Origin of the sequence: Streptococcus taonis, from assembly GCF_029948085.1 — a bacterium.
Classification (GTDB): Bacteria; Bacillota; Bacilli; order Lactobacillales; family Streptococcaceae; genus Streptococcus; species Streptococcus taonis.
The window spans coordinates 97,315-119,838 of record NZ_JARZZP010000003.1 but is presented as its reverse complement, the minus strand read 5'-3'; the positions used below and the strand labels follow the sequence as shown (position 1 = coordinate 119,838).

General features: G+C 39.7%; 19 protein-coding genes, 1 pseudogene and 1 riboswitch. Of the genes and pseudogenes, 19 read left to right on the top strand and 1 reads right to left on the bottom strand.

Annotation, left to right across the window (positions count from 1 at the left end; genetic code table 11):
- The first annotated feature begins 60 nt into the window (after positions 1-60).
- The 13 genes from QEZ38_RS02290 to QEZ38_RS02230 all read left to right on the top strand — a co-directional run bounded on the left by QEZ38_RS02290 (position 61) and on the right by QEZ38_RS02230 (position 13,318).
- The gene (locus QEZ38_RS02290; RefSeq protein WP_153225725.1) at positions 61-1,137 is read left to right on the top strand and encodes an aspartate-semialdehyde dehydrogenase; all 1,077 of its coding nucleotides are present in this window, start codon (positions 61-63) and stop codon (positions 1,135-1,137) included.
- A 50-nt stretch (positions 1,138-1,187) separates the two neighbouring features.
- Entirely contained in the window at positions 1,188-2,123 is a 936-nt protein-coding gene (gene dapA, locus QEZ38_RS02285; RefSeq protein WP_153225726.1) for a 4-hydroxy-tetrahydrodipicolinate synthase, read from the top strand.
- A 106-nt stretch (positions 2,124-2,229) separates the two neighbouring features.
- On the top strand, positions 2,230-3,087 hold the full coding sequence (gene dprA / locus QEZ38_RS02280) for a DNA-processing protein DprA (protein WP_152904343.1): 858 nt from the start codon (positions 2,230-2,232) through the stop codon (positions 3,085-3,087).
- Between the two features lie 118 nt (positions 3,088-3,205).
- Complete coding sequence (gene topA / locus QEZ38_RS02275; RefSeq protein ID WP_281334901.1) at positions 3,206-5,293, top strand: type I DNA topoisomerase; 2,088 nt, start codon at positions 3,206-3,208, stop codon at positions 5,291-5,293.
- Positions 5,294-5,547: 254 nt separating this feature from the next.
- Positions 5,548-5,907, top strand: a complete 360-nt coding sequence (locus tag QEZ38_RS02270; protein ID WP_045763427.1) for a YbaN family protein — start codon at positions 5,548-5,550, stop codon at positions 5,905-5,907.
- Between the two features lie 93 nt (positions 5,908-6,000).
- A complete protein-coding gene (locus QEZ38_RS02265; RefSeq protein ID WP_281334900.1) occupies positions 6,001-6,633 on the top strand; it encodes a copper homeostasis protein CutC in 633 nt (210 codons plus the stop codon).
- Positions 6,634-6,676: 43 nt separating this feature from the next.
- Complete coding sequence (locus QEZ38_RS02260; RefSeq protein ID WP_281334899.1) at positions 6,677-7,333, top strand: MmcQ/YjbR family DNA-binding protein; 657 nt, start codon at positions 6,677-6,679, stop codon at positions 7,331-7,333.
- A gap of 314 nt (positions 7,334-7,647) precedes the next feature.
- Positions 7,648-9,210 (top strand): 2-isopropylmalate synthase, encoded by a 1,563-nt coding sequence (locus QEZ38_RS02255; protein ID WP_281334898.1) that lies wholly within the window; start codon positions 7,648-7,650, stop codon positions 9,208-9,210.
- Between the two features lie 11 nt (positions 9,211-9,221).
- The gene (gene leuB, locus QEZ38_RS02250) at positions 9,222-10,259 is read left to right on the top strand and encodes a 3-isopropylmalate dehydrogenase (protein WP_281334897.1); all 1,038 of its coding nucleotides are present in this window, start codon (positions 9,222-9,224) and stop codon (positions 10,257-10,259) included.
- Positions 10,256-10,525 (top strand): DUF1294 domain-containing protein, encoded by a 270-nt coding sequence (locus QEZ38_RS02245; protein ID WP_075231611.1) that lies wholly within the window; start codon positions 10,256-10,258, stop codon positions 10,523-10,525. The genes leuB and QEZ38_RS02245 overlap by 4 nt, the downstream gene beginning before the upstream one ends.
- Positions 10,526-10,528: 3 nt before the next feature.
- Positions 10,529-11,908, top strand: coding sequence for a 3-isopropylmalate dehydratase large subunit (gene leuC, locus QEZ38_RS02240; RefSeq protein WP_248034378.1), 1,380 nt, complete (start codon positions 10,529-10,531; stop codon positions 11,906-11,908).
- Between the two features lie 12 nt (positions 11,909-11,920).
- On the top strand, positions 11,921-12,514 hold the full coding sequence (gene leuD / locus QEZ38_RS02235) for a 3-isopropylmalate dehydratase small subunit (protein ID WP_248034377.1): 594 nt from the start codon (positions 11,921-11,923) through the stop codon (positions 12,512-12,514).
- A gap of 24 nt (positions 12,515-12,538) precedes the next feature.
- Entirely contained in the window at positions 12,539-13,318 is a 780-nt protein-coding gene (locus QEZ38_RS02230) for an L-threonylcarbamoyladenylate synthase (protein ID WP_248034376.1), read from the top strand.
- A 352-nt stretch (positions 13,319-13,670) separates the two neighbouring features.
- Here the strand turns inward: QEZ38_RS02230 and QEZ38_RS02225 are convergent, their stop codons facing one another.
- Complete coding sequence (locus QEZ38_RS02225) at positions 13,671-15,374, bottom strand: thiol-activated cytolysin family protein (RefSeq protein WP_153225765.1); 1,704 nt, start codon at positions 15,372-15,374, stop codon at positions 13,671-13,673.
- 183 nt (positions 15,375-15,557) lie between these two features.
- Here QEZ38_RS02225 and QEZ38_RS02220 point away from each other — a divergent pair.
- The 6 genes and pseudogenes from QEZ38_RS02220 to QEZ38_RS02195 form a co-directional block, all read left to right on the top strand.
- Positions 15,558-16,340 (top strand): annotated as a pseudogene (locus tag QEZ38_RS02220) (5-methylcytosine restriction system specificity protein McrC); the annotation flags it as partial.
- Between the two features lie 171 nt (positions 16,341-16,511).
- A complete protein-coding gene (gene guaC, locus QEZ38_RS02215; protein WP_248034375.1) occupies positions 16,512-17,495 on the top strand; it encodes a GMP reductase in 984 nt (327 codons plus the stop codon).
- A riboswitch (purine riboswitch) is annotated at positions 17,488-17,584 on the top strand. (Overlaps the previous gene by 8 nt.)
- 76 nt (positions 17,585-17,660) lie before the next feature.
- A complete protein-coding gene (locus QEZ38_RS02210) occupies positions 17,661-18,242 on the top strand; it encodes a xanthine phosphoribosyltransferase (RefSeq protein WP_248034374.1) in 582 nt (193 codons plus the stop codon).
- Positions 18,242-19,501: a nucleobase:cation symporter-2 family protein gene (locus QEZ38_RS02205; RefSeq protein ID WP_049504130.1), complete on the top strand. Its 1,260-nt coding sequence runs from the start codon at positions 18,242-18,244 to the stop codon at positions 19,499-19,501. The genes QEZ38_RS02210 and QEZ38_RS02205 overlap by 1 nt, the downstream gene beginning before the upstream one ends.
- A 92-nt stretch (positions 19,502-19,593) precedes the next feature.
- A complete protein-coding gene (ligA, locus tag QEZ38_RS02200; RefSeq protein ID WP_281334896.1) occupies positions 19,594-21,552 on the top strand; it encodes an NAD-dependent DNA ligase LigA in 1,959 nt (652 codons plus the stop codon).
- A gap of 3 nt (positions 21,553-21,555) precedes the next feature.
- The gene (locus tag QEZ38_RS02195; protein WP_281334895.1) at positions 21,556-22,506 is read left to right on the top strand and encodes a diacylglycerol kinase family lipid kinase; all 951 of its coding nucleotides are present in this window, start codon (positions 21,556-21,558) and stop codon (positions 22,504-22,506) included.
- Positions 22,507-22,524: the final 18 nt, after the last annotated feature.

Here is a 22,524-nt window from a genome sequence, read left to right as displayed (position 1 = left end):
AAAAAGTAGTATAATGTTTCTATTATAGAAATTTTTAGAAAATTCCGAAAGAGGTTTGTTATGGGATACACAGTTGCTGTTGTCGGCGCTACAGGTGCCGTTGGTGCTCAAATGATCAAAATGTTGGAAGAATCAACTCTTCCTATCGATAAGATTCGTTACCTTGCGTCTGCACGTTCTGCAGGAAAGATTTTGCAATTCAAAGGTCAAGATGTGACCATCGAAGAAACAACAGAAGACGCTTTTGAAGGGGTTGATATTGCTCTTTTCTCAGCTGGTGGATCAACTTCTGCAAAATATGCACCTTATGCTGTTAAGGCAGGCGCAGTCGTCGTAGATAACACTTCTTATTTCCGTCAAAATCCAGATGTACCATTGGTTGTTCCTGAAGTGAATGCCCACGCCCTTGATGCTCACAACGGAATTATCTCTTGTCCTAACTGTTCAACAATTCAAATGATGGTGGCTCTTGAGCCCGTTCGTCAAAAATGGGGATTGGACCGTATTATCGTTTCAACTTACCAAGCTGTTTCAGGTGCTGGTATGGGAGCAATTCTTGAAACTCAACGTGAGCTTCGTGAAGTCTTGAATGATGGCGTGAATCCACGTGATTTGCATGCGGAAATCTTGCCTTCAGGTGGCGATAAGAAACACTATCCAATTGCCTTCAACGCTCTTCCGCAAATTGACGTTTTCACTAATAATGATTACACTTACGAAGAGATGAAGATGACCAATGAAACCAAGAAAATCATGGAAGACGATAGCATTGCCGTATCAGCAACATGTGTACGTATTCCAGTTTTGTCAGCTCACTCTGAGTCAGTCTATATTGAAACAAAAGAAGTAGCACCAATTGAAGAAGTGAAAGCTGCTATTGCTGCATTCCCAGGTGCAGTTCTTGAAGATGATGTTGCTCACCAAATCTATCCTCAAGCAGTTAATGCTGTTGGTTCACGTGATACTTTCGTTGGACGTATCCGTAAAGATTTGGATGCAGAAAAAGGTATCCACATGTGGGTAGTATCTGATAACCTTCTTAAAGGTGCCGCTTGGAACTCAGTACAAATTGCAGAAACACTTCACGAACGTGGATTGGTTCGTCCAACAGCTGAATTAAAATTTGAATTGAAATAATGTGTAGGAGTTCTTTTGAACTCCTTCTTTAAAATAGAGAGGTGTTTTGTATGTCTTATCAAGATTTAAAAGATTGTAAAATTATCACGGCCTTTATTACTCCTTTTCATGAAGATGGCTCTATCAATTTCGATGCCATTCCAAAGTTGATTGAACATTTATTAGCACATCATACAGATGGAATTCTCCTAGCAGGAACAACTGCTGAGAGTCCGACTCTAACTCACGATGAGGAGTTGCAGTTGTTTGCGGCTGTTCAAAAGGTTGTCAACGGACGAGTTCCTTTAATCGCTGGTGTTGGTACCAATGATACACGTGACTCTATTGAGTTTGTCAAAGAGGTAGCAGAGTTTGGCGGTTTTGCGGCTGGTCTTGCGATTGTTCCTTACTATAATAAACCATCCCAAGAAGGTATGTATCAGCACTTTAAAGCCATTGCAGATGCCTCTGATTTGCCAATTATCATCTATAACATTCCAGGTCGTGTAGTTGTCGAAATGACTCCTGATACCTTACTTCGTTTGGCGGAACATCCAAACATTATCGGTGTCAAAGAATGTACCAGTCTTGCCAATATGGCTTACTTGATTGAGCATAAACCAGATGAATTCTTGGTGTACACTGGTGAGGATGGTGATGCTTTTCATGCTATGAACCTTGGTGCAGACGGAGTTATCTCTGTTGCTTCCCATACAAATGGAGATGAGATGCATGAAATGTTTACTGCAATCGAAGAAAGTGATATGAAGAAAGCGGCAGCTATTCAACGTAAATTTATTCCTAAAGTCAATGCTCTCTTCTCTTACCCAAGTCCGGCACCTGTTAAGGCGGTACTCAACTATATGGGATTTGAAGCTGGGCCAACTCGTCTACCTTTGGTTCCTACGCCTGAAGAGGATGCTAAACGCATTATCAAGGTTGTTATTGATGGGGATTACGAAGCAACTAAGGCGACTGTCACTGGAGTTCTTCGTCCTGATTACTAAGATAACTAATATAAAAAACTTTCTAAACAAGTAAAATTGTTGGGAAGTTTTTTTCTTTTTCTACGAATAAATAGATAGAGAGAAAAACAAGGAGTCTATCATGAAAATTAAGATTGATAATTTTGAGATTTATAAGTTAAAACAAGCAGGTTTAAGTAATCAACAGGTTTTAAAGGTACTTCAATATGGAGAAATCTATGATCAAGAATTAACCCTAGAAACGATAGCAGAAGCATCTGAGTGTAGAAATCCAGTGGTTTTTATGGAACGTTACCATAAACTCACCTTTGAAAGTATGGAGAGATTAAGAAGTGACTTTGAAAAATTTCCCTCATTTTCAATTCTGGACGATGTTTATCCCTTTGCTCTCAGTGAAATCTATGATGCTCCAGTATTGTTATTTTATAAGGGCGATTTAAATCTTTTAAAGTTACCTAAGATTGCGGTTGTAGGCAGTCGCTCTTGTAGTCAAACAGGGACAAAATCAGTTCGTAAGGTTATTGAAGAACTGGAGAATGAACTGGTGATTGTGAGTGGGCTGGCTAGAGGGATTGATACTGCAGCGCATATGTCTATTCTTCAAGGTGGTGGAAAAACCATTGCAGTCATTGGGACTGGCTTGGATGTCTATTATCCACGATCCAATAAACGACTGCAGGACTACATCGGTGAATATCATTTGCTACTCAGTGAATATGGACCGGGTGAAGAACCCTTGAAATATCACTTTCCAGCACGAAATCGGATTATCGCTGGCCTATGTATGGGTGTCATCGTTGCTGAAGCAAAGATGAGATCTGGTAGTTTGATTACTTGTGAGCGAGCTATGGAAGAAGGAAGAGACGTTTTTGCTATTCCAGGTAGTATTTTGGATGGTCGTTCAGATGGTTGTCATCACTTGGTTCAAGAAGGTGCAAAACTTGTTTCAAGTGGACAGGATGTACTAGCAGAATTTGAATTTTAAGAACTAGCAAGGTTTTATCGGTTAAACTTTTCTTCTATATATAGGAGTTAAGTCTTGACAGGTTTTTAAAAATGGTTTACACTTTATAAAGTTTATTACTTTGAAAAGGTGTGATACTGTGGCTACGGCAACAAAGAAGAAAAAATCAACAGTTAAAAAAAATCTAGTAATCGTAGAGTCGCCTGCAAAGGCTAAAACGATTGAAAAATACCTGGGTAGAAATTATAAGGTTTTAGCCAGTGTTGGTCATATTCGTGATTTGAAAAAATCCAGTATGTCAGTCGATGTAGAAAATAATTATGAACCCCAATATATCAATATTCGTGGGAAAGGTCCTCTGATCAATGACTTGAAAAAAGAAGCTAAAAAAGCCAGTAAAGTTTTTCTCGCAAGTGACCCGGACCGCGAAGGAGAAGCAATTTCTTGGCATTTAGCTCATATTCTCAATCTAGATGAAAATGATGCTAACCGTGTTGTTTTCAACGAGATTACCAAGGATGCGGTAAAAAATGCCTTTAAAGAACCTCGTAAGATTGATATGGATTTGGTGGATGCCCAACAAGCCCGTCGTGTCTTGGACCGCTTGGTAGGTTATTCTATTTCACCAATTTTATGGAAAAAGGTCAAAAAGGGCTTGTCAGCTGGCCGTGTTCAGTCTGTTGCTCTCAAGTTAATCATTGACCGTGAAAATGATATCAATGCTTTTCAACCGGAAGAATATTGGACGATTGATGGAGTCTTCAAAAAGGGGACTAAGCAATTCCAAGCATCCTTCTATGGAATGAATGGCAAGAAGATGAAATTGACAAGCAATGAAGAGGTCAAAGAAGTCTTGTCTCATCTATCCAGCAAAGACTTTACAGTTGATCAGGTAGATAAAAAAGAACGCAAGCGTAACGCTCCACTCCCTTATACTACCTCAACTATGCAGATGGATGCAGCTAATAAAATCAATTTCCGTACTCGAAAGACCATGATGGTTGCCCAGCAACTCTATGAAGGGATTAATATTGGTACGGGCGTCCAAGGTTTGATTACCTATATGCGTACAGACTCGACTCGTATCAGTCCAGTTGCTCAAAATGAAGCTGCAAACTACATTAATGAACGTTTTGGCAGTAAATATTCTAAACATGGCAGCAAGGTAAAGAATGCGACTGGTGCACAGGATGCCCATGAGGCTATCCGCCCATCAAGTGTCTTTAACACGCCAGAAAAAATTGCTAAGTATTTGGATAAAGACCAACTTAAGCTTTATACCCTTATCTGGAATCGCTTTGTAGCGAGTCAGATGACGGGTGCTATCTTTGATACCATGGCTGTGAAGCTCTCTCAAAATGGAGTTCAGTTTGCAGCGAATGGTAGTCAGGTTAAATTTGATGGTTACTTGGCCATTTACAATGATTCAGATAAGAATAAGATGTTGCCGGATATGGCAGTTGGTGATGTCGTCAAGCAGGTCAATAGTAAATCTGAGCAGCACTTCACTCAACCACCAGCACGATATTCGGAAGCAACACTGATTAAGACTTTGGAAGAAAATGGTGTTGGACGTCCATCAACTTATGCACCTACCATTGAAACTATTCAAAAGCGCTATTATGTGCGTTTGGCAGCCAAGCGTTTTGAACCGACAGAGTTGGGAGAAATTGTTAACAAGCTCATCGTTGAATATTTCCCTGATATCGTCAATGTAACCTTTACAGCTGAAATGGAAGGTAAACTGGATGATGTCGAAGTTGGAAAAGAGCAGTGGCAACGAGTCATTGATGAATTTTACAAACCCTTCTCTAAAGAGGTTGCCAAAGCCGAAGAGGAAATGGAAAAAATCCAAATCAAGGATGAGCCAGCAGGATTTGATTGTGAAGAGTGTGGCAGTCCGATGGTCATTAAACTTGGTCGTTTTGGTAAGTTCTATGCTTGTAGCAATTTCCCAGATTGCCGTCATACACAGGCTATCGTGAAAGAGATTGGTGTTGAGTGTCCAAGCTGTCATCAAGGTCAAATTATTGAACGAAAAACCAAGCGTAATCGTATCTTTTATGGTTGCAATCGCTATCCAGAGTGTGAATTCACTTCTTGGGACAAGCCTGTTGGCCGAGATTGTCCAAAATGTGGCAACTTCCTCATGGAGAAAAAAGTCCGTGGTGGCGGTAAGCAGATCGTTTGTAGCAATGGTGATTACGAAGAAGAAAAAATCAAATAAAAAAATGAGTCCTGAAAGTAAATTTCAGGCTCTTTTTAGTAAAGGTTTGACAAAATTCATCATTGTATGCGAAACTAGAAGAAGATTATTTTATACTCAATGAAAATCAAAGAGCAAACTAGGAAGCTAGCCGCAAGCTGCTCAAAGCACTGCTTTGAGGTTGTAGATAGAACTGACGAAGTCAGTAACATATATACGGTAAGGCGACGCTGACGTGGGAAGAGATTTTCGAAGAGTATTAACTAGGAGAAGTTATGCGTATTATCTATCTGATTATTGGATTTCTGTCATTAGCTCTGGCTATTGTTGGAGTTGTCTTGCCTTTGTTGCCCACGACTCCTTTTCTTCTGTTGTCTATTGCTTGTTTTTCGAGAAGTTCCAAGCGTTTTGAAGATTGGCTTTATCATACCAAACTTTATCAGACTTACGTAGCGGACTTTCGTGAGACCAAGTCTATTGCGCGTGAACGTAAGAAAAAAATTATTGTATCGATTTATATCTTGATGGGAATTTCCATTTATTTTGCGCCTCTTTTACCAGTCAAAATCGGTTTGGGATGTTTAACCATCTTTATCACCTACTATCTTTTTAAGGTGATTCCTGATAAAGAATAGCTTTAATAAGTAACGATTTTCCTTGATAAAAACAAAAACATATTCGAAATAGTATGATATAATAAATTTAAAGTAATCTTCAAGGAGAATCAAATGATTTACGAATTTTGTGCTGAAAATGTAACCTTGCTTGAAAAAGCTATGCAGGCAGGAGCTCGCCGTATCGAGCTCTGTGATAATCTAGCAGTTGGTGGAACAACTCCAAGCTACGGAGTAACCAAGGCAGCTGTGAAGCTGGCGGCCGACTACGATACGACCATTATGACTATGATTCGTCCACGTGGTGGTGACTTTGTTTACAATGATCTAGAAATTGCCATCATGCTTGAGGATATTGCTCTAACTGCTCAAGCAGGAAGTCAGGGAGTTGTCTTTGGTGTCTTAACAGCTGATAAGAAGTTGGACAAGGCCAATCTTGAAAAGTTGATTGCTGCATCTAAAGGTATGGAAATTGTTTTCCATATGGCATTTGATGAATTGAGCGAACAAGATCAGTTAGAAGCTATTGATTGGCTCAGCCAAGCTGGAGTGACACGCATTCTGACTCGTGCTGGTGTATCTGGCGACTCGTTAGAGAAACGCTTTGCTCATTATCATAGAATTCTAGAACACGCTGCAGGAAAAATTGAAATTTTACCTGGTGGAGGGATTGACATGGACAACCGTCAAACCTTTATTGACCAACTGGGCGTGACACAATTACATGGAACTAAGGTTGTCTTTTAATAATTAGAAAGGAACTGCTAGCTTTTGGTAGCAGTTTTCGCTTATGTTTGAAATTTTTAAAGCTTATCAGTTTAATAGTAAAAAGGCTAAAGAGTATGGATTTGTAGAAAATCAAGGCGTATGGAACCATAGTTCAACTATCTTGCACGGAGATTTTCTCATGAGAGTTATAGTTGTGGACGGAGACTTATCTTTTCAAGTTTTTGACAAGGAAATTGGCGATCTTTATCCTCAAGTTCATATGGCAAGTATGAGAGGTACGTTTGTTGGAACTGTTCGAGAGGCTTGTTTAGAAGTTCTTTATGAAATCCGAAAGGCCTGTTTTGACGTACAGGGATTTCTCTGTCCTCAGACCAAGAGAATCATGGCAGTTGTTCAAGAAAAGTATGAAAATCAATTAGAATACTTATGGGAGAAATCCCCTGATACAGCTGTTTTGCGCCATGAGGGCAATCAAAAGTGGTATGCTGTTTTGATGAAAATCTCTTGGGATAAGCTTGAAAAGGGCAGAGAAGGACTAGTGGAAGCAGTCAATCTCAAACATGATCAAGTATCTGATTTGTTGGTAAAAAAAGTGATTTATCCAGCTTTTCATATGAATAAGCGCTACTGGATTAGTGTGCCACTGGATGACAGTTTAGCAGATGAAGAGCTGCTAGAATTGATCGAAAAAAGTTGGAACTTGACCTTGAAAAAGTAATTAGATTTACTTGATTTTTCAAATACTTTCAATTAGCAAAATATTCTTTACTGAAGAAATTTTCAGAAAATATTGGATTTTTTCTTGACATGTGTTTTTTCCTATGCTAAAATACTAAACAAGATATCAAACGAAGGAGAAAGTCAAACATGAAAACAGCTAAGTTTAATCAATTTGCTTTGTTGTTGAGGTACTCGGACTAGTGCAAAAGCATTAGTCCTGTTTGGCTTATCAAGCGGGAGTAAATCAACATCTCGCTTGGAACTCCGAGCGAGATGTTTTTTTAAAACCGAATTTAGAAAAGGGGAAATCTTATGAGAACAGTTGAATTTCTAGATACTAGCCTTCGAGATGGTGAGCAGACACCAGGTGTTAATTTTTCGATCAAGGAAAAGATTGCCATTGCAAGACAACTGGAAAAATGGGGAATTTCGGCAATTGAAGCTGGTTTTCCAGCAGCTAGTCCAGACTCATTTACTGCAGTTCAGGAAATCGCTAAAGTCTTGAAGAAAACAGCGGTGACTGGTTTAGCTCGCTCTGTTAAATCAGATATAGATGCTTGTTATGAAGCGCTAAAGAATGCTAAGTATCCACAAATCCATGTTTTTATCGCTACTAGTCCTATTCATCGTGAATTTAAGTTGAATAAAAGCAAAGAGGAAATATTGGAAGCTATTAAAGAGCATGTTTCCTATGCACGTAGTAAATTTGAAGTGGTAGAATTTTCTCCTGAAGATGCGACTAGAACTGAGCTGGACTTTCTCCTACAAGTCGTTCAAACAGCGGTAGACGCAGGTGCAACCTATATCAATATTCCTGACACGGTTGGTTTTACCACACCAGAGGAATATGGGAATATCTTCAAGTATCTGATTGACAATGTTAAAACTGATCGTCAGATTATCTATTCGCCTCACTGTCACGATGACCTTGGAATGGCAGTTGCCAATAGCCTTGCTGCTATCAAGAATGGGGCAGGACGTGTTGAAGGAACCATTAATGGTATTGGAGAACGAGCTGGGAATGCTGCTTTAGAAGAAATAGCGGTGGCCCTCAATATTCGCCAAGATTATTACCAAGCAGAGACAAGTATTGTCCTAAATGAAACCATCAATACGTCTGAAATGGTTTCTCGTTTCTCAGGAATTCCAGTTCCAAAAAACAAGGCGGTTGTTGGAGGAAATGCCTTCTCTCACGAATCAGGTATTCACCAAGATGGTGTTCTTAAAAATCCTCTCACTTATGAAATCATTACACCTGAATTGGTTGGTGCCAAGAGTAATAGTCTTCCACTCGGTAAATTGTCTGGTCGCCATGCTTTTGTTGAGAAACTAAGATATTTGGCTCTAGACTATACAGACGAAGATATCAAGCCACTCTTTACTAAGTTCAAGGCCTTGGCAGATAAGAAGCAAGAAATCACAGATGCTGATATTCGAGCTCTGGTAGCTGGTACCATGGTTGAAAATCCAGAAGGCTTCCACTTTGATGACTTGCAACTTCAAACCCATTCTGAAAATGACATTGAAGCGACAGTTAGATTAGCTAATTTTGATGGTGAGAAAGTTGAATTTAATGCAACAGGTCAGGGTTCTGTTGAAGCTATTTTCAATGCTATTGATAAATTCTTTAATCAATCTGTTCGCTTGGTATCCTATACGATTGATGCGGTAACTGATGGGATTGATGCCCAGGCACGTGTATTGGTAACTGTTGAAAACAGAGATACAGAGACTATCTTTAACGCAGCTGGACTTGATTTCGATGTGTTGAAGGCTTCGGCTATTGCCTACATTAATGCCAATACCTTTGTTCAAAAAGAGAATGCTGGTGAGATGGGAACAACAGTTTCCTATCGCGACATGCCTACCGTATAAAGGAGAAAGCTATGACAAGAAAAATAGTTGCCCTAGCAGGTGATGGTATAGGCCCAGAAATCATGGAAGCTGGTTTAGAAGTTTTGGAGGCTCTAGCTGAAAAAACAGGTTTTGACTATGAGATTGACAGACGACCTTTTGGAGGGGCGGGTATTGATGCTGCAGGACATCCCTTGCCAGACGAAACGCTCAAGGCTTCTAGAGAAGCGGATGCTATTCTACTCGCTGCAATCGGTAGTCCTCAGTATGACGATGCTCCAGTTCGACCAGAACAAGGGCTTCTGGCCCTTCGAAAGGAACTCAATCTCTATGCCAATATTCGTCCTGTAAAAATCTTTGACAGTCTCAAGCATTTGTCACCACTCAAACCAGAACGAATTGCTGGTGTAGACTTTGTGGTAGTGCGTGAGTTGACAGGCGGGATTTACTTTGGAGATCATATCCTTGAAGAGCGCAAAGCGCGTGATATCAACGACTATAGCTATGAGGAAGTAGAGCGGATTATGCGCAAGGCCTTTGAAATTGCAAGAAATCGGAGAAAACTCGTTACTAATATCGATAAGCAAAACGTTCTAGCGACATCAAAACTCTGGCGAAAAGTAGCTGAGGAAGTTGCGCAGGATTTCCCAGATGTTACCTTGGAACACCAGTTGGTGGACTCAGCTGCTATGCTTATGATTACCAATCCTGCTAAGTTTGATGTCATCGTGACAGAGAATCTTTTCGGAGATATCTTATCTGATGAATCAAGCGTTCTATCAGGCACTCTGGGTGTTATGCCATCAGCCAGTCATTCTGAAAAGGGGCCAAGTCTTTATGAGCCTATTCATGGTTCAGCGCCTGATATTGCAGGTCAAGGAATTGCCAATCCTATTTCCATGATTTTATCTGTTGCTATGATGTTGAGAGATAGCTTTGGACGTTATGAGGATGCGGAGCGTATTGAGCGTGCTGTTGAAGCTAGTTTAGCGGCTGGTGTTTTAACGAGAGATATTGGAGGACAGGCTTCGACCAAGGAAATGACAGAAGCCATCATTGAAAGATTATGAAGATAAATGAAGGAATCACGCTTGCCCTCTTGGTTTGGAATTTGCTTGTTTTCTTGATTTATGGCATTGACAAATCCAAGGCAAGAAGAGGTGCTTGGCGCGTTCCAGAGAAAATCTTACTCATTTTAGCCTTTACTTGTGCTGGATTTGGTGCCTGGTTAGCAGGAATGACCTTTCACCACAAGACTAGAAAATGGTACTTTAAAACAGTTTGGTTTCTTGGGATGGTGACCACGTTAGTAGCTTTATATTTTGTATGGAGGTAATGAATGGAAGGAAAATCAATTTTTGATAAATTATGGGACCTCCATGTGATCACAGGAGAAGAGGGACAACCTCAGCTTATGTATGTGGATCAACACTATATTCACGAGGTGACCAGTCCTCAGGCTTTTCAAGGATTGCGAGATGCAGGGCGTAGATTGAGAAGACCGGATTTAACATTTGGCACTTTTGACCACAATGTCCCGACGGTCAATATCTACGATATTCGAGATGTAATTTCCAAGGCTCAAATTGATAAGTTGGCAGAAAATGTTGAGGAATTCGGGATTGAACATGCGGCCCATGGTTCTGAAAAACAGGGCATCGTTCACATGGTTGGTCCAGAAACAGGACGAACACAACCAGGAAAATTCATCGTCTGCGGAGATAGCCATACGGCTACTCATGGAGCTTTTGGAGCGATTGCATTTGGAATTGGAACCAGTGAGGTCGAGCACGTCTTTGCAACTCAAACCATTTGGCAGGTCAAACCCAAGAAAATGCTGGTAGAATTCACTGGAGTTCCTCAAAAGGGAGTTTATTCCAAGGATTTCATTCTAGCCTTGATTGCCAAGTATGGTGTTGCATGTGGTGTTGGCTATGTGGTGGAATATCGTGGTCAAGCGATTGATGTACTCAGTATGGAAGAGAGAATGACTATCTGCAATATGTCCATTGAATTTGGCTCTAAGATGGGAATCATGAATCCAGATCAGACCACCTATGACTATCTTGAGGGACGTGAGTGTGTTCCCAAGGATTTTGATGCAGCAGTTGCTGATTGGAAAAGGCTGGTTAGTGATGACGATGCCGTTTATGACAAGGTTATCCGAATGGATGTCTCTGAATTGGCTCCTATGGTGACTTGGGGAACCAATCCAGCTATGGGTGTTGATTTTGATAGTAGCTTCCCAGAAATAAAGGATATGAATGATGAACGTGCTTATCATTACATGGATTTACAACCAGGTCAGAAACCAGCAGATATCCAACTTGGCTATGTCTTTATCGGTTCTTGTACCAATGCTCGACTTAGCGATTTACAATTGGCTGCTCGATTTGTTGAAGGGAAGAAAATTGCCCCTAACTTAACAGCTATTGTGGTACCTGGTTCTCGACCAGTCAAGCGAGCTGCTGAAAAGTTGGGCTTGGATAAGGTTTTCCAAGATGCCGGCTTTGAGTGGAGAGACCCAGGTTGCTCCATGTGTCTAGGGATGAATCCTGACAAGGTACCAGATGGTGTTCACTGCGCCTCAACTAGCAATCGTAACTTTGAAGATCGCCAGGGATTTGGTGCTAAAACTCATCTTTGCAGTCCAGCCATGGCTGCTGCGGCAGCAATTGCAGGGCGCTTCGTAGATGTTCGGAAAATGCCTGAAGCCTAGTAAGGAGAGGATATGGAAAAATTTACAGTTTATACAGGAACAACGGTTCCTCTTATGAATGATAATATTGATACCGACCAAATCCTACCCAAGCAGTTTCTAAAGTTAATTGATAAAAAAGGCTTTGGTAAGTACCTCATGTATGCTTGGCGTTATCTGGATGACAAGTATACGGAGGATCCAGACTTTGTTTTTAACCGACCTGAATATCGCAAAGCTAGTATTCTCATCACAGGGGATAACTTTGGCGCAGGGTCTTCAAGGGAACACGCAGCTTGGGCGCTAGCAGACTATGGCTTTAAGGTCGTGATTGCAGGATCTTTTGGAGATATTCATTACAATAATGAGCTCAATAATGGAATGTTGCCTATTGTTCAGCCTAGGGAGGTTAGAGAAAAGATAGCCCGATTGAAACCAACTGACCAGGTAACTGTGGACTTGGAACAACAAACAATCATCACACCAGTTGGAGAATTCACTTTCGAAATTGATAGCGAGTGGAAACACAAGCTCTTAAATGGTTTGGATGATATCGGTATTACCTTGCAGTATGAAGACTTGATTGCTGCTTACGAAAAACAACGACCAGCCTACTGGCAAGAATAAAAAAATAGAAAAGGAACTAGAACTATGACAAAACACATTCAATGGAACGGAACACTTTCACAAGAAGGCTATGAAATCTTGAAAGGTGAGGGCGGATGTATCGTTTGCCCTACAAAAGTTGGTTACATTATCATGACTAGCGACAAGGCAGGACTTGAGCGCAAGTTTGAAGCCAAAGAACGTAATCGTAATAAACCAGGAGTAGTTCTCTGTGGTAGCATGGATGAGCTTCGCGCTTTAGCACAACTCAACCCAGAAATTGAAGCTTTTTACCAAAAACATTGGGACGAAGATATTCTTCTTGGTTGTATCCTTCCATGGAAACCAGAAGCCTTTGAAAAACTCAAAGCTTACGGTGATGGTCGTGAAGAACTCATGACCGATGTGCGTGGAACTAGCTGTTTTGTTATCAAGTTTGGGAAAGCTGGTGAACAATTAGCTGCCAAACTTTGGGAAGAAGGCAAAATGGTATATGCTTCATCTGCAAACCCATCAGGAAAAGGAAATCGTGGTAAGGTTGAAGGAATCGGAGAGCGTATCGAAGGAGCAGTGGACCTTGTCATTGAGGCAGACGACTACGTTGCTTCAATCCAACCAGACAAAACAGTTGAAACTCGCTACGAGCAAGGTGTGATGGTGTCTATGGTCGATAAAGACGGCAAACTCATTCCAGAACAAGGTGGAGCACGCTCAACTTCACCAGCGCCAGTTGTGATTCGTAAAGGGCTTGACATTGATAAAATAATGATGCACCTATCGGATACCTTTAACTCATGGGATTATCGTCAAGGTGAGTATTATTAGGATGTAGAAGAAGTGAGGCTTATACTCTTCGAAAATCTCTTCAAACCACGTCAGCGTCGCCTTACAGTAGATATATGTAACTGACTTCGTCAGTCTTATCTACAACCTCAAAGCAGTGCTTTGAGCAGCCTGCGGCTAGCTTCCTAGTTTGCTCTTTGATTTTAAATGAGTATTGAATTGAGATAAGTTGAGTTAATTGGATTAAGAACCTCAAAAAAACAAAAAGGAAAGCATCTCATGAAAAGATGTTTTCCTTTTATTGTATAAGTTATCGAATAGAGTTATCTTAAATTCAGAAAGGTTCAAAAATGATATTTGATGAATAATGATACTCTACATTTTAACGATTTTATTAGTTATTTTCAACTTGTTCACTATATTTTGGTCTTAGTGTGGTTCCTGAATTGATAATAGTGCGTTTTTGAACTAAAGGCAATTCTGTACGATTATAAACTGTTCTCCAAGGTTCCCAAGCAAGACCTGTTTTTTCTTGAATTTTTACGCGAAGATTGCGAACATTTCCTCTAAATTGTAGTTCAGTTTGGAAACCAGCAGTTCTATTTTTTCCATTATCTTCCCATTCACGAGAGCGGATGCTTTCAATTCCATTTTCGTCATATGTGACTTCGTCCCAGTAAACGTAGTAACGAGCGACATATCCACCCTTATGTTGCAAATTGAGATAGCCATTCTTGTAAGAGGTAATTTTAGTTTCAATATAATCAGTACTGTTTTGGATTGTTGCAACTTGATTATCTCTTAAAAAGGCAGTTTTATAAGAAATAGGGACTGCAGGATTTTGTGTACTAAAATTAGCTCCTTCTTGAATTAATTTCTTGAGATCTTCAGGTGTTCCAGTAACTACTCGAGCAGCGCCATCAGCGTTACCGCCAACAATAACAGCTGTTACAGAAGTATTTTTCAAAACACGAGCCCATTCAGATTCAGGGTTAATAGGCACACCTTTAATGACAGCATTTATAGCTGCTTTAAGTTCTGTACTTGTACTTGTTGTTTCAAATTTAACATACATTTGACGGCCATAAGACATACTAGAAACATAAACAGGAGGTGTTTGTTCATCCAAGCCACGATCTTGTAAATCGTTGACTGTTACATTATCACCAAAGACATCTCCAGGATTTTTTGGTGCATCAAAGTTAGCGGTAAAGTAAATTTGTTTAAAGTCGACAACTTCAATTTGTTTTTCACCTTTTTGTGCAGCTTCAAAGTCAATTTTTAAATCAACCCCAATTTTTTCAAAGTTGCTACCAAATTTTGCTTTTAGTTGATTCATACTATATGCTGAAGTAGAATCGTATTGCATACGAGCAGGTGCGGGATTACTTGATGCATAATTTGCATTCCATCTATTTACCAGAGTGTTAATTCCTTCCTGCATACCACTGACTGTTGTGTTTGCATCAGTATAGCTATCTGATCCAGCCATTCCTGGAAGGTCCACGCTGATTCTACCCTGTTTTCTATCAATACTAACAAGTTGAGGTTTATTTTCTAATAACCCTTGATCTGCTCGGAACAAAGCGCCTAAGAAGATGTCGCTATTACCGTTAATTGAAACATCAGCTGAATTATTAGAAATACTCTTTTTCACTTTTTCAATTACAACAAACTCATTCCCTTGTTGTTTTGAAGATGTATTTGAATAATTTTCGATTGCTTCACCTCTACGAGTTAAAATATCAATTTTGTTGTAGTTTAATCCGAAAAGATATTTATTCAAGTCCTTATCTGCCTGATTAGTAGATCTCATGAGGTTTTCCATAACATCTGCTTTTGGTGCTTCAGTTACAGTAGTGGCATCTTTTTCTTCGGTTTTTGAATTGAGGTTTGGAGTACTTTCTTGTTCGTTTACTGTAGGTTCTGTTTTTGGATTAGAACTACTTGAAATTGAGGGTTCAGTAGCTTTTACAGTATTATTTTGAATAATCGAAGCTGTACTTAATAAAAAAGTTGCAATAACTACACCACAGACACCAATGCTACGTTTTCGGATAGAATAACGAAAACCTTTTTCAAGATTATTTTGAATCATATAAAGCTCCTAGTTTATTATTTCATTTTATTATCTCTTGAATGCGCTTTCTCGGGATAAAAATATTCTAGCAGAAATAAAAATCTTATGCAATCGTTTTCTGCGGAAATTAGACATATCTTTATATATGTTTAATTTTGTTTCGAAGATTTTAGCTTTTTAGTGTAATTTTTCTTTACTTGAGAATTCACCTATGATAATCCACTCATGCAGCTGATCCGTCATACAATTGAATACATGAAGAATCAGAAAAGTATAGGGAGGGGAGTTCTTGATAATCTCTCTATTAGTCGTGAAAATGTGGCAGAAATCGTACGAGTAACGCCCTCTTATAAATTAGCTGCTCGTGCTAAGATTATCAGACTAAATCAAACCAAACCTCTTCGTCATGCATACTTTCGAGAGTACAGAAAATTGCAAGAGCTTTGCCTGATGATCCTAAATAGAGAAAAGCATGGTTTAGGATATCAAGAGCAAAAAATCCATGGTATTCTTTTTGATGCTGCTTGGCTTTGGTAAGAGTATGTTCATACTTTGTTGCTAAAAGAGTTCATCCATCCTAGAAATAAGGATAAGACGGACGGTATTTCAGTATTTTCTAATCGTGAAAGAAAAATATTTCCAGATTTTTATCATAAAGAGTTAAAAATCGTTTTAGATGCTAAATACAAAAAACTGGAATTGACTGAAAAGGGAATCAATCGTGAAGATCTATTTCAATTGATTTCTTATGCTTATATTTTACAAGCTGAGCAGGCTGGGATTGTTTTTCCAAGCGAGGACAAGGTTGTTGATAATGAGATAGGAAAGCTAGCAGGTTATGGAGCCCAGTTGAAAAAATGGTCTATTCAAATCCCTAGACAAGCCGAAAGTTATCAAGATTTTGTCAAGAGGATTGAATCCTTTGAAAGAGTCTTTATCGAAAATATTGGTAAAGATTTGAAAGGCAAGACAAATACAGGGTAAATGTCTACTTAGTTATCTAAATCAAAAATTATAAACACGAACATTATTTGTTTTCGGTCATTACAATTGACAAAAAACGGACAATATTGTAAACTTGTTAAAGTAATTGTCTGGAAAAGACGAGGCTATTCCTAACTTTAGGAAGGTCTAAACAAGAGAAATGAGAGAAATATGTTAAACGAATTTCCGATCTTTGACTATGAAGATATTCAGCTAATCCCAAATAAGTGTGTCCTTCAAAGTCGAGCAGAAGCTGATACACATGTGACCTTGGGAAAACATACCTTTAAGTTGCCAGTTGTTCCTTCCAATATGCAAACAATCCTAGATGAAGATGTTGCTGAACAACTTGCTAAGGGTGGATATTTCTATATTATGCATCGTTTTGATGAAGAAGGACGCATTCCTTTTGTCAAACGTATGCACGATCAGGGCTTGATTGCTTCAATCTCAGTAGGTGTTAAAGACTACGAGTATGATTTTGTGAGTCAATTAAAGGAAGATGCCCCAGAGTACATCACCATTGATATTGCTCATGGTCATGCGGATAGCGTCATTTCAATGATTCAGCACATCAAGAAAGAATTACCTGATACTTTTGTCATCGCTGGTAATGTTGGAACTCCAGAAGCTGTACGTGAACTTGAAAATGCTGGTGCAGATGCTACTAAGGTCGGAATCGGTCCAGGTAAGGTTTGTATTACTAAGGTCAAAACTGGTTTTGGTACTGGAGGTTGGCAGTTAGCAGCCCTTCGCTGGTGTGCTAAGGCTGCGCGTAAACCGATTATTGCCGATGGTGGTATTCGTACACATGGTGATATCGCCAAATCAATTCGCTTCGGTGCAAGTATGGTCATGATTGGTTCACTGTTTGCAGGGCATATCGAAAGTCCTGGTAAAACAATTGAAGTGGACGGTAAACAATTCAAAGAATACTACGGTTCAGCTTCAGAATACCAAAAAGGTGCCTATAAGAATGTCGAAGGTAAGAAAATTCTTCTTCCTGCAAAAGGTCATTTGCAAGACACTTTAACTGAGATGGAACAGGATTTGCAAAGTTCGATTTCTTATGCTGGAGGTCGTAAGGTTGCTGATCTTCGTCACGTTGACTATGTCATTGTGAAGAACTCTATCTGGAATGGTGACGCTCACTAAAAATATGATTACTTATTTATGCCGCGAATTGGCGTGGCGTTTCTACAAGGTACCGTAAATACCTAACAATGAGTAAGCTGCAGAGATATAAGGATAGGTGTTAAATCTATTTCTTTATTTACTAGAGGCTTACTTAGTAAGTCTCTTTTTATTTCGGAGGTTATTGTGAAATTATTAGAAGAACGAATTTTAAAGGACGGAAACGTTCTTGGTGAGAATATTCTTAAGGTGGATTCCTTCTTGACCCACCAAGTTGATTATTCCTTGATGCGCGAGATTGGTCGCACTTTTGCAGAACATTTTAAAAATGCTGGTATTACCAAAGTCGTGACGATTGAGGCGTCAGGTATTGCTCCTGCCCTTTATGTGGCTGAACAGTTAGATGTTCCCATGATTTTTGCTAAGAAGGCAAAAAATATTACTATGAATGAAGGAATTTTGACTGCTGAAGTTTATTCTTTCACTAAACAAGTAACAAGTACCGTATCTATTGCAGGTAAGTTCTTATCTCCTCAAGATAAAGTATTGATTATTGATGATTTTTTGGCTAATGGCCAAGCAGCTAAAGGTCTGATTCAGATTATCGAGCAAGCTGGAGCTACAGTTGAAGCCATCGGAATTGTGATTGAAAAATCCTTCCAAGATGGTCGTGAACTGCTAGAAAAATCAGGTCATCAAGTAGTATCACTCGCGCGATTAGAGCGTTTTGAAAATGGAAAAGTTATCTTCAAGGAGGCAGATATCTAATGAAGCAACAGGAAAACCACTCACAGGCAGCCGTTCTTGGTTTGCAACATTTGTTAGCCATGTACTCAGGTTCAATCCTGGTACCAATCATGATTGCAAGTGCTTTAGGGTATTCAGCTCAACAGTTGACCTACCTTATTTCAACAGATATCTTTATGTGTGGGGTGGCAACTCTTTTACAATTGCAACTCAATAAACATTTTGGTGTCGGTTTGCCTATTGTTCTTGGGGTAGCCTTCCAGTCTGTTGCTCCTCTTATCATGATTGGTCAGAGTCATGGTAGCGGTGCTATGTTCGGAGCTTTGATTGCTTCAGGGATTTATGTTATCCTGATTTCAGGTATCTTCTCTAAGGTTGCCAATCTTTTCCCTGCAATCGTAACTGGTTCTGTTATCACAACAATCGGATTGACCTTGATTCCAGTTGCCATCGGAAATATGGGAAATAACGTTGAAAAACCAACTGGTCAAAGTTTAGCCTTGGCAATGATTACTGTTCTCATTATTCTTTTAGTTAATATTCTTACAAAAGGATTTATCAAATCTATTTCCATTTTGATCGGTTTGATTGCAGGTACCATTATTGCTGCTACTATGGGCTTGGTTGACTTCTCTCCAGTAGCAGAAGCTCCACTCGTTCATATCCCAACTCCATTCTACTTCGGTGCTCCACAATTTGAGATTTCTTCTATTGTAATGATGTGTATCATCGCTACTGTATCTATGGTAGAATCAACTGGTGTGTATCTTGCCCTTTCTGATATTACTAAAGATCCAATCGATAGCACTCGTCTTCGTAATGGTTATCGCGCTGAAGGTCTTGCTGTCTTACTTGGTGGACTTTTCAATACCTTCCCTTATACAGGATTTTCACAAAACGTAGGCTTGGTGAAACTTTCAGGTATTCGTACTCGTTTGCCAATCTACTATGCAGCTGGTTTCCTTATCTTACTTGGTCTTTTGCCTAAGTTCGGTGCCTTGGCACAGATTATTCCAAGCCCTGTTCTTGGTGGAGCTATGCTCGTCATGTTTGGTTTTGTTTCGCTACAAGGGATGCAAATCTTGGCGCGTGTAGACTTCGAACACAATGAACACAACTTCCTCATTGCAGCAGTTTCTATTTCTGCTGGAGTGGGATTAAACGGAAGCAATCTCTTCAATACTTTACCGACTGAATTACAAATGTTCTTCTCAAATGGTATTGTCATTGCAAGTACAGTAGCCATCGTCTTGAATGCTATTTTGAATCGTAAAAAATAAAAATAAGTGAGAAGGATAGAAATATCCTTCTCATTTTCTTTTTTAGAGCTTGAGTATTGTTTATAGAGTCCTTTTTATGGTAAAATGGTTCTATGAATGAAAGAATGAAAGAGCTCGTTGAACTGCTCAATCGCTATGCGACAGAGTATTATACAAGTGATAATCCATCTGTATCTGATAGTGAGTATGACCGTCTTTATCGTGAATTGGTAGAGTTAGAAAAAGCTCATCCTGACCAAGTTTTACCAGAAAGTCCGACACATCGTGTTGGTGGAAAGATTCTTGATGGGTTTGAGAAATATAGTCATCAGTATCCTCTTTATAGTTTGCAGGATGCTTTTTCACGTGAAGAACTGGATGCCTTTGATGCGCGTGTTCGTAAAGAATTGGATGATGTCACTTATATTTGTGAGTTGAAGATTGATGGTTTATCGATTTCCTTGACTTATGAGCAGGGAATTTTTGTTGCTGGGGCAACTCGAGGTGATGGCTCCATCGGTGAAAACATCACTGAAAATCTTAAACGAGTGAAAGACATTCCGTTATCATTACCAGAAAAATTAGATATTACTGTTCGTGGTGAATGTTATATGCCGAGAGCTTCTTTTGACCAGGTCAATCAATCTCGTCAAGAAAATGGGGAGCCAGAATTTGCCAACCCAAGAAATGCTGCTGCAGGAACCCTTCGTCAGTTAGATACAGCAGTAGTATCCAAACGTAATCTTGCAACCTTCCTTTATCAGGAAGCTAGTCCTTCAACTCGGGATAGTCAAGAGAAGGTTTTGAAACATTTAGAACAATTAGGCTTTGTGGTTAATCAAAGACGTCTATTAGCTCATAGTATGGATGAGGTTTGGGCGTTTATTCAAGAAATTGGTCGAGAAAGAGATCAGTTGCCTTATGATATCGATGGAGTTGTGATTAAGGTCAATGATCTAGCTGGTCAGGAGCAACTAGGATTTACAGTCAAAGCACCTAAGTGGGCAGTCGCTTATAAATTCCCAGCAGAAGAAAAAGAAGCGAAACTTCTTTCTGTTGACTGGACAGTAGGACGTACAGGAGTTGTGACTCCGACTGCTAATCTTACTCCAGTGCAACTTGCAGGTACAACTGTAAGTCGTGCAACTCTTCATAATGTTGACTATATCGCTGAAAAGGATATCCGTAAGGATGACACAGTCATTGTCTATAAGGCAGGGGATATCATTCCAGCTGTTCTACGAGTGGTAGAATCCAAGCGAGTGTCAGAGGAAAGACTAGATATTCCAACAAACTGTCCAAGTTGTGACAGTAAGCTTTTGCATTTTGAAGATGAGGTTGCCCTTCGTTGTATCAATCCGCGATGCCCTGCTCAAATCAAGGAAGGCTTGACGCACTTCGCATCCCGTGATGCTATGAATATCTCTGGCCTTGGTCCATCAATCGTTGAGAAACTATTTGCAGCCGATTTGGTTAAGGATGTTGCAGATATTTATCATTTGACTGTGGAAGATTTGCTCTTGCTAGATGGTATCAAGGAAAAATCTGCTCAAAAGCTCTACCAGGCTATTCAAGCATCCAAAGAAAATTCTGCGGAAAAACTCTTGTTTGGTTTGGGGATTCGTCATGTAGGAAGTAAGGCAAGTCAGTTGCTTTTACAAAACTTCCACTCAATCGAATCACTAGCACAAGCTAATCCTGAAGAAATTGCAAGTATCGAAAGTTTGGGAAGTGTCATTGCCCAAAGCCTACAGACCTATTTTGCTACAGAGGGTTCTGAAATCCTTTTAAGGGAATTGAAAGAATCAGGTGTTAATCTAGACTACAAAGGACAGACAGTTGCAGCAAATGCAGCCTTGTCTGGTCTAACTGTCGTATTGACAGGAAAGCTAGAGCGTCTTAATCGCTCAGAAGCTAAAAATAAATTAGAAAGTCTAGGAGCCAAGGTTACTGGTAGTGTGTCGAAAAAAACAGACCTTGTTGTAGCAGGAGCAGATGCTGGTAGCAAGCTCCAGAAAGCACAAGAGTTGGGAATAGAGATTCGTGATGAAGCATGGCTTGAGAGTTTATAAGCTATGAAAGAAGTAAGAAAACGCGCACGTCTCATTTATAATCCAACATCAGGCCAGGAAATTATCAAGCAAAATATCGCAGAAGTTCTAGAAGTGTTAGAAGGACTAGGCTATGAAACTAGTGCTTTTCAGACCAAGCCTGACCCTTTATCGGCCCAGAAAGAAGCAGAAAGAGCTGCAAAAGCTGACTTTGATTTGGTTTTGGTAGCTGGTGGCGATGGTACTATCAATGAAGTGGTTAATGGAATTGCACCTCTGGAACATCGTCCAAAGATAGCCATCATTCCTACTGGAACTACCAATGATTATGCAAGAGCATTGAAAATCCCTATGGGGGATCCAGTTGCTGCAGCGAAGATCATTGCTAAAAATGAAACCAAGCAAATTGATATTGGTCGTGCCTTTGGTGATAAGTATTTCATCAATATTGCTGCGGCAGGAGCTCTTACGGAGTTAACTTTTAGTGTTCCGAGTGAACTAAAGACGCGTTTGGGTTATCTGGCCTATGTTGCTAAAGGCATCGAGATGTTCCCAAAATCCAAAGCACGTCCTGTTCGTATTTACCATGATTGGGGAATTTTTACAGGAGAAGTTTCTCTTGTCTTTGTTGCCTTGACCAATTCTATTGGTGGATTTGAACAATTCGCACCTGATAGCAAGCTGGATGATGGCAATTTTACGCTTATTCTAGTAAAGACAGATAAAATCCTAGATATGTTGAGTCTACTAGTTCAGGCCATAAACGGAGGCCAACACGTATCAGATGTCAATGTTGAATATCTGAAAACTAGTAAACTCCGAATTGAAACTTTGGATCAGGAAGAGCCGTTTATGCTTAATCTTGATGGCGAATACGGTGGCGATACACCAGTAGATTTGGAAGTGTGCCATAATCACATTGAGTTTTTTGTGAATCGTGAGGCGATTGATCAAGGAATTATTCATGAAATATAAAATCAAATTAATTTAGAA

What these genes read in the sequence shown, in the direction of transcription:
- QEZ38_RS02255 (WP_281334898.1), top strand. Translation starts at nt 7,648, where the DNA reads ATGAGAACAGTTGAATTTCTAGATACTAGCCTTCGAGATGGTGAGCAG.
- leuC (WP_248034378.1), top strand. Translation starts at nt 10,529, where the DNA reads ATGGAAGGAAAATCAATTTTTGATAAATTATGGGACCTCCATGTGATC.
- QEZ38_RS02195 (WP_281334895.1), top strand. Translation starts at nt 21,556, where the DNA reads ATGAAAGAAGTAAGAAAACGCGCACGTCTCATTTATAATCCAACATCA.
- QEZ38_RS02245 (WP_075231611.1), top strand. Translation starts at nt 10,256, where the DNA reads ATGAAGATAAATGAAGGAATCACGCTTGCCCTCTTGGTTTGGAATTTG.
- QEZ38_RS02260 (WP_281334899.1), top strand. Translation starts at nt 6,677, where the DNA reads ATGTTTGAAATTTTTAAAGCTTATCAGTTTAATAGTAAAAAGGCTAAA.
- ligA (WP_281334896.1), top strand. Translation starts at nt 19,594, where the DNA reads ATGAATGAAAGAATGAAAGAGCTCGTTGAACTGCTCAATCGCTATGCG.
- guaC (WP_248034375.1), top strand. Translation starts at nt 16,512, where the DNA reads ATGTTAAACGAATTTCCGATCTTTGACTATGAAGATATTCAGCTAATC.
- dapA (WP_153225726.1), top strand. Translation starts at nt 1,188, where the DNA reads ATGTCTTATCAAGATTTAAAAGATTGTAAAATTATCACGGCCTTTATT.
- QEZ38_RS02290 (WP_153225725.1), top strand. Translation starts at nt 61, where the DNA reads ATGGGATACACAGTTGCTGTTGTCGGCGCTACAGGTGCCGTTGGTGCT.
- QEZ38_RS02230 (WP_248034376.1), top strand. Translation starts at nt 12,539, where the DNA reads ATGACAAAACACATTCAATGGAACGGAACACTTTCACAAGAAGGCTAT.
- QEZ38_RS02265 (WP_281334900.1), top strand. Translation starts at nt 6,001, where the DNA reads ATGATTTACGAATTTTGTGCTGAAAATGTAACCTTGCTTGAAAAAGCT.
- QEZ38_RS02225 (WP_153225765.1), bottom strand. Translation starts at nt 15,374, where the DNA reads ATGATTCAAAATAATCTTGAAAAAGGTTTTCGTTATTCTATCCGAAAA.
- QEZ38_RS02205 (WP_049504130.1), top strand. Translation starts at nt 18,242, where the DNA reads ATGAAGCAACAGGAAAACCACTCACAGGCAGCCGTTCTTGGTTTGCAA.
- QEZ38_RS02270 (WP_045763427.1), top strand. Translation starts at nt 5,548, where the DNA reads ATGCGTATTATCTATCTGATTATTGGATTTCTGTCATTAGCTCTGGCT.
- leuB (WP_281334897.1), top strand. Translation starts at nt 9,222, where the DNA reads ATGACAAGAAAAATAGTTGCCCTAGCAGGTGATGGTATAGGCCCAGAA.
- leuD (WP_248034377.1), top strand. Translation starts at nt 11,921, where the DNA reads ATGGAAAAATTTACAGTTTATACAGGAACAACGGTTCCTCTTATGAAT.